The following is a 7,567-nucleotide window of genomic DNA, read 5'->3' on the forward strand; positions in this document are numbered from 1 at the left end:
ATATCCTTTCTAAATCCATTGATCGAACCATCTTTGCTCCGGAAATTTTATCCATTGAAGAGTTTGTTGAAAGTTTATCTGAACTCCATTACGCCAGCAACACCGAACTTCTATTTAGTTTCTATCGTGTTTATCAGGAATTGACACCTGAACCCGAACAGGAAACTTTTGATCAATTTTCAAAATGGGGTCAACTCCTACTACAGGATTTCAATGAAATTGACCGCTACCTTATCGATCCTGATCATATTTTTGATTATTTAAAATCTATTAAAGAAATCAATCATTGGTCTTTAGCAGAAGAGCAAACCACTTATATCAAAAATTATTTAGCCTTCTGGAACCGATTAAAAATATATTACAATAGGTTTAGGGAAGCGTTAATTCTGAATAAAAAAGGTTATCAAGGCTTAGTCTATAGACAGGCGGCAAACAGCCTTGAGCCCTATATAGCCTCTCACCCAAACAAAAAGCATGTTTTCATTGGTTTCAACGCTTTAAATAAGGCTGAAGAGCGCATTATTCAAGAATTACTACAACAAGATCTGGCGACCATCTATTGGGATATCGATACCGTCTTTTTAGATAACCCTATCCATGATGCCGGATTATTCATAAGACAACATTTAAAAACCTGGCCGTTTTTCAAGCAAAACGACCTCAATTGGATTGGTAATAACTACCGTTCAGAAAAAAATATTCATACGATTGCCGTTCCAAAAAACATTGGTCAAGTTAAATATATTGGAGAACTACTAGATACCTTGCCACAGGCCGATCTAAAAAAGACTGCCGTAGTTTTAGGCGATGAAACGTTGTTGATGCCTTTACTCAATTCCATCCCTCAAAAAGTTGAAGCCATCAATATTACCATGGGACTTCCTCTTAAATCAGTACCCTTGGCATCCTTATTTGACTTGCTGTTCAAGATTCAAAAAAACCATGTCAATCAACTCTATTATAAGGACGTTGTGGCTATATTATCACATTCGTTTATCCAGACTATTTTAACTCATGAAAACCATAATTATGGTAATCACATCATAAACTATATTCAAAGCAATAACATTGTTACCCTAACGGTTGAAAAAATAATAGCCCTAGCAAAAGCTAAGGAGCATGTTATTACAACGTTATTCCAATCCTGGGACAATAGCCCTGAAAAGGCATTTGAAAACTGCTCACAGCTCATCTTAACCTTAAAAACACAACTCGATTTACCAAAATCTAAAAACCTATTGGCGCTCGAATACCTATACCGATTCAATCAAATTTTCAATGAGCTTCAACGCTATAACGAAATCTATAAGCTCATAAGCAATAGCACAACTTTGCATTATCTCTACAAAGAACTGTTAAGCAATGAAACTTTAGATTTTCAAGGTGAACCATTACAAGGTTTACAAATTATGGGTATGCTGGAATCTCGTGTCTTAGATTTTGAAACGGTGATCATTTCATCAGTTAATGAAGGTATTCTTCCGGCAGGAAAAAGCACAAATTCATTCATTCCTTTTGATGTAAAGCTCGAAAATGGATTGCCAACTTATAAAGAAAAAGATGCGGTTTACACCTATCACTTCTACCGATTGTTGCAACGCGCAAAAAATGTATATATCATTTATAACACTGAACCAGATGTTTTAAACGGAGGGGAAAAAAGCAGATTTATAACTCAACTGCAAATTGAAAACATTCATACTATTAAGCATCGTATTGTCGCTCCAAAAGTAGAAGTCGCACAAAAGGAACCTAAAGTCATAAAAAAAACAGAGACCGTTATCAAACGTTTACAACAAATTGCCGCTAACGGTTTTTCGCCATCCTCATTAACCAATTATATAAGAAACCCTCTTGATTTTTACTATGAGAAGGTTCTAAAGATTCAAAACTTTGAAGATGTTGAAGAAACCGTTGCAGCCAACACTTTAGGAAGCGTCATCCATCAAACCTTGGAAGATTTTTATACCCCACACAAAGGACACTATTTGACCGAAGAACACTTAAAGCAAATGAAAACCCTCATAGATGCTAATGTCACACATCACTTTAAGATGTTTTACAAAGAGGGCGATATGACTAAGGGGAAAAACCTGATTATTCTTGAAGTGGCCAAACGTTATATCTTAAACTTTATCAATAAAGAAATTGAAACTTTAAAAGATGGCCATCAAATTAAAATAATAGATCTCGAAAAGGAACTGGACATTCTCGTTAACATCCCGGAGTTGGATTTTAAAGTACGTTTAAAGGGCACAGTGGATCGTATAGATGAATTTGATGGCACACTCAGGATCATTGATTACAAGACAGGAAAAGTCAGCCAAGGCCAAGTGGAAATTATAGATTGGGAAGACATCACGCTAGATTACAACAAATACAGTAAAAGCTTCCAGATTTTGGCTTATGCCTATATGATGAATGAGACCCAAGAGTTTTCTCAAACCATTGAAGCAGGCGTCATTTCCTTCAAAAACTTGCAAGGCGATTATTTCTTAAAGTTTGGAATAAAACCGTCTTCAAGAAGCAGAGATAAAGAGCATGGGATATCAAAAGACACCTTGGAAGCTTTTCATCGGGAGCTCAAAAAACTGATTTTAGAGATTTGTAATCCTGAAATTGATTTTATCGAGAAAGAGGTTCGGAAATTTTAAAGGAAACATTCACTTTTAATAATTTTGAAAAAGCTTATTTGTAAGTTAAACTCTACTTTCAATTATTAGCAAAATGAACAAAACAAAAAAAGCAACGCTTTCACGTTGCTTTTTTCTGTGGAGAAGATCGGGCTCGAACCGACGACCTCTTGACTGCCAGCCAAGCGCTCTAGCCAACTGAGCTACATCCCCAAATTTATTTTAATGAACGGCAAACTTACTATATTTTTCTATATATCCGCTTCAATTTTGCCTTTTAATTACAATGATTAAAAGAAGTTTATTTTAATCCGCTCAAAACTAACACAGGCAATTTTGAACTATTAAAGTCCTTCTTTAGAATGGTATTGTTTTCCCATATTTTGGTAAAAAAACCGCGCTTTCTACGCACCACACATAACAAGTCTGGATTACTTACCTTATAGTTTTCCAAAACGCCCTGAAATGTTGTGGCATTTTCACTATATATCGTATTGTCTACCAAACTTGCCAATTCCGTGTTGACTTCAAAATCGCCTTCGTTGTGAAATGGTGTTTGGACCAAAAGCAATTCAATTTTTGACTTGAACTTATTTTTGATAGAAATTAAGGGATCTAAAACATCTTCTTTTTTAATAACAGCTGATTTTAAGGCTACTAAAATATTTTCGATGGGCGCAAACTTATAGTTTTCTGGAACAATCAACGCAGGAATATTTGTGCGCTTAATAATCTTACCTGAAGTTTTCCCTAAATAGACCTCTTCTTTGATAGAATTGGTTCTTGGCTCAATTAAAATCAAATCAATATCTGCCGTCTGACAAATCAATTCTATAGTATCTACCAATTTTCCTTTGAAGGTCTTTACAACGACCTCAACACCGGCAGTATCCACTTTTTCCACGTGTGCTTTTAAGAAAGCTAAACTTTCTCTCTCTAAGATATCATCAACTTTTATCATGGTGCCCGCCTTAGTGTAGACATTAAATATTTGAACAACATATAACTTTGCACCAAATGCCCTGGCAAAATCCACTGCATATTGCAAATGACTTACTGCATTATTTGACGTCCCTACTGGAACTAATATATTTTTCATATCTAAATTTAACACTAAATTTAGGCAAAAATAAACATTAAAATGATTCGGAAAGCGACTTCCTCAGATATTGAAAATATTTTGCTCTTGACAAATGCCTGCGCCAAGAACATGACTAGCAAGGGCATCTATCAATGGAATGAGCACTACCCTAATGCCGAAGCCTTTCACAACGATATTAAACGTGATGAACTGTATGTATTGGCGCATGACCATAAAATCGTCGGTGTTATTGTAATTTCTACCTTTATGGATGATGTATACAAGCCTATAACATGGCTGACACCAAGTGGTAAAAATATTTATATCCACCGATTAGCAGTGGATCCCGAATACCAAGGACGAGGATTTGCTCAACGACTAATGGACTTTGCCGAAAAATATGCTTTAGATAATATGTATAACTCGGTCAGATTGGACACTTTTTCTCAAAACGAGAGAAACCAAAGATTTTACGAACGCCGTGGTTATAAGCGTTTAGGATCCATTTATTTTCCCAACAAAAGTGAACATCCGTTTTACTGTTATGAAATGGTTTTATAACTTAGAAATGTTATTTTGCCAAGCGAACAAAACAAGTACCTTTGGAACTATATATTTTAAAAAAAAACTATGGAATTTCTTGAATTTATGAGTGGCAATGGCTTGTTTTTAGTATTAGCCGTGATATTGGTTGTTATTTATGTTTATAACCGAAGAAAAAAGAAGTAAGATTATCTAGTTTTTAACCACCCTGTAATGCTCAATCGTTCCGTTTTGACCGGCCTTACTTCGTGTTCAATAATCTGACTTTCAAAAATAACCACGCGACCCGGAAAAGGATAAATTATTTTTTCGACCTCCATGCCTTGGTCATCTAAATATAACACCAATTCCCCGCCATTCTCTGGCAACCAACCGGCCTCGTTCAAATAACACACAAAGGATAATTTGCGTCGGTCATCATTCTGAAAGGTATCAATATGACGTTTATAAAAGGTGCCTGTAGGATATAAAGCATAATGAAATTCTTTACGCAGAATCCCCAAAAAGCAGGTTTTATTCAAATAAGTGATTAGATGATTAATTTTATTAAAGAATAAGGATTCAGCCGCGTTGGTATGTGCTTCATCAATCCATAAAATGACATCGCCTCTTATAGACTTTACAATAATTTCATTGACTCTATTTCCAATTGCTGCTTTTTTAAAGACGTCTTCTTCATGTTTAGCGATTAAAGACTGTCTTAATACGGAAATCTCCTCTGCAGTGAAAAAATCTTCAACGACGGCATACTTTTGAGTCACAATATCGTTGATAATCCTCTCATATAAGGGATTTTCAACAAATTCAATATCTTCGAAAAGCGCGTTCATTTTATCATAACTATTTATTGACTTTGGATATAAAAAAGTGCCAAATTTCGATCAAATGTAATCTAAAATCAGATTCCTTTTACAAATTGAATATCTTTGCAATAAATTGACGTTATATGAGCAAAATTCGAATTACAAAGCAATTTTCTTTTGAAACTGGTCATGCCCTTTATGGCTATGATGGCAAGTGTAAAAATGTGCACGGACATAGTTACAAATTATCGGTCACGGTGTTTGGAACTCCAATTAGTGATACATCCAACGTGAAATATGGGATGGTCATTGATTTTTCAGATTTAAAGAAAATCGTTAAAAGTGAAATTGTTGATGTTTTTGACCACGCTACGGTATTCAACAAAAACACGCCACATGTAGAATTGGCCAAAGAATTGGAAATTCGCGGCCACAATGTACTTTTGGTCGATTATCAACCTACTAGTGAAATGATGGTCATTGATTTTGCTGGGAAAATAAAAAAATATTTACCTGAAAACATTCAATTGCACTCTTTAAGACTTCAGGAAACTGATTCGAGTTTTGCAGAATGGTATGCGAGCGATAATTAAGTCCTCAGTGGGCAGTCCACAGTTAGCTGCGTTCACGAAACATTCGTAAATTCGTGGCTGTTTTCAATATCTCTATTTAATGAATATTCCAAAAGGAAAAAAAATATACTTTGCTTCTGACAATCATTTGGGAGCTCCTACTAAAGAAGAATCCTATCCACGCGAAAAAAAGTTCGTTGCTTGGTTAGACGAAATCAAGGAGGATGCTGCTGCCATTTTTTTGCTTGGCGATCTCTTTGACTTTTGGTTTGAATACAAAACGGTGGTTCCAAAAGGTTTTACCAGAACCTTAGGCAAGCTCGCTGAAATTAGTGACTCCGGAATTCCCATCTACTATTTCGTAGGCAACCACGATTTGTGGATGCATGGGTATTTTGAAGAAGAATTGAATATTGATGTCTTCCATAAACCAAAAGAGTTCATTTTTAATGACAAAACCTTTTTTATAGGTCATGGCGATGGTTTGGGGCCTTATGATAAAGGTTACAAACGCATGAAGAAAGTGTTTACCAATCCGTTTTTCAAATGGTGCTTTAGATGGTTACATCCGGATTTGGGCGTTAAAATTGCCCAACATCTTTCTGTTAAAAATAAATTGATTTCGGGAGATGACGATGCCAAATTTTTAGGAGAAGATAAAGAATGGCTGGTACAGTATTGCAAAAGAAAACTCCAAGACCAACATCGCGACTTTTTTGTTTTTGGACATCGACATCTTCCCATGGAGATTAAGTTAAATGAAAATTCTTCATATGTCAACTTAGGCGATTGGATCCAATATTATACCTATGGTGTTTTTGATGGTGATAAAATGGAACTAAAAACCTATTAAGTTTCCTTCTCATGCTCCTCCAAATCCTTCATGAGATCTAATTTTCTAAAGTATGGAGAGACGACTCCAGTAGTCACAACAGTTAATAAGGTCATGACGCCACCAAAAACGACGGCCGTCACTGTTCCCATGAGTTTTGCGGTCAATCCACTTTCAAAGGCGCCCAATTCATTGGAAGACCCAACAAACATGGAGTTCACCGAAGCCACACGTCCGCGCATATGATCTGGTGTTTTTAATTGTAAAATAGTTTGACGGATCACCATCGATACCCCGTCAGTAACGCCACTGAAAAACAAGGCCATCACGGAAATCCAGAAAATGGAAGACAAGCCAAACACAATAATACAAACGCCAAAGCCAAATATGGCGGTTAGGAGTTTCATTCCAGCATTTTTACTAATGGGAATATAAGCTGTAATCAACATGGTTAAAAAGGCACCGACTGCCGGCGCTGCTCTTAAAACGCCAAAACCTTCTGAGCCCACTTTCAGGATATCCTGTGCAAATATGGGTAATAAAGCTACGGCACCTCCAAAAAGCACGGCCACCATATCTAGAGTTAAGGCACCTAAAACGGCTTTAGTCTTAAATACAAATTTGATGCCTTCCTTTAAACTTTGCATCACAGGTTCGCCAATTTTAGGATTTAAGATTGGTTTCTTAGAAATACGGAGCAAATTAATTAAAGCCATAAGCGCAAAGGCCATAATCAAGCACATGGACCAATGCACACCAATCCAACTAATGCTGAATCCAGCCAATGCAGGCCCAAGAACTGAACCAACTTGCCACGTGGAACTGCTCCAAGTTGCAGCATTGGGATATAATTTTTTTGGAACTATTAAGGCGATCAAAGAAAATACGGTGGGCCCTATAAACGCTCTGACCAATCCTCCCATAAATACTAAGGCATAAATACCGTAAAGAATCGTGTTTGTGGACCAATTTGCCACAACCATAGGCCAGGTCAATAAAAAGAGACCTAAGCTGATGACCGAAAAACCAATAATGCATTTGATCAGTAGCCCTCGTTTTTCATTCTGATCTACAATATGACCGGCGAACAAAGCTATTGAAAG

At 36.3% G+C, this 7,567-nt stretch carries 7 protein-coding genes and 1 tRNA gene; 4 read left to right on the forward strand and 4 right to left on the reverse strand.

Annotated features, from left to right (window positions below; translation table 11 throughout):
* Positions 1-2,654, forward strand: a 2,654-nt coding sequence (locus ABIQ28_RS10660; RefSeq protein ID WP_348037092.1) for a PD-(D/E)XK nuclease family protein, incomplete at its 5' end; no start/stop codon positions are given.
* Between the two features lie 118 nt (positions 2,655-2,772).
* On the opposite strand, the gene ABIQ28_RS10665 is transcribed toward ABIQ28_RS10660, so the two are convergent.
* Together ABIQ28_RS10665 and ABIQ28_RS10670 are read right to left on the reverse strand one after the other, a co-directional pair.
* Positions 2,773-2,846, reverse strand: a tRNA-Ala gene (locus tag ABIQ28_RS10665).
* Between the two features lie 88 nt (positions 2,847-2,934).
* Complete coding sequence (locus ABIQ28_RS10670) at positions 2,935-3,732, reverse strand: universal stress protein (protein ID WP_348037094.1); 798 nt, start codon at positions 3,730-3,732, stop codon at positions 2,935-2,937.
* Positions 3,733-3,774: 42 nt separating this feature from the next.
* Between ABIQ28_RS10670 and ABIQ28_RS10675 the strand changes: the two genes are divergently transcribed.
* Complete coding sequence (locus ABIQ28_RS10675; RefSeq protein WP_348037096.1) at positions 3,775-4,275, forward strand: GNAT family N-acetyltransferase; 501 nt, start codon at positions 3,775-3,777, stop codon at positions 4,273-4,275.
* 170 nt (positions 4,276-4,445) lie between these two features.
* Here the strand turns inward: ABIQ28_RS10675 and ABIQ28_RS10680 are convergent, their stop codons facing one another.
* Complete coding sequence (locus ABIQ28_RS10680; RefSeq protein ID WP_348037098.1) at positions 4,446-5,087, reverse strand: 2OG-Fe(II) oxygenase; 642 nt, start codon at positions 5,085-5,087, stop codon at positions 4,446-4,448.
* Positions 5,088-5,203: 116 nt separating this feature from the next.
* Between ABIQ28_RS10680 and ABIQ28_RS10685 the strand changes: the two genes are divergently transcribed.
* Both ABIQ28_RS10685 and ABIQ28_RS10690 read left to right on the forward strand, forming a co-directional pair.
* Positions 5,204-5,653 carry a 6-carboxytetrahydropterin synthase gene (locus tag ABIQ28_RS10685; RefSeq protein ID WP_348037100.1) on the forward strand — a complete coding sequence of 150 codons (450 nt, stop codon included), beginning with the start codon at positions 5,204-5,206 and terminating at the stop codon, positions 5,651-5,653.
* 79 nt (positions 5,654-5,732) lie between these two features.
* Entirely contained in the window at positions 5,733-6,485 is a 753-nt protein-coding gene (locus tag ABIQ28_RS10690) for a UDP-2,3-diacylglucosamine diphosphatase (protein WP_348037102.1), read from the forward strand.
* On the opposite strand, the gene ABIQ28_RS10695 is transcribed toward ABIQ28_RS10690, so the two are convergent.
* Positions 6,482-7,567 (reverse strand): MFS transporter (locus tag ABIQ28_RS10695; protein ID WP_348037104.1); only part of this gene is annotated, 1,086 nt, incomplete at its 5' end. The two genes, ABIQ28_RS10690 and ABIQ28_RS10695, sit on opposite strands and share 4 nt — an antisense overlap.

The sequence above is a fragment of the Gelidibacter sp. genome (genome assembly GCF_039916245.1).
In the GTDB taxonomy this organism is placed as follows: domain Bacteria; phylum Bacteroidota; class Bacteroidia; order Flavobacteriales; family Flavobacteriaceae; genus Gelidibacter.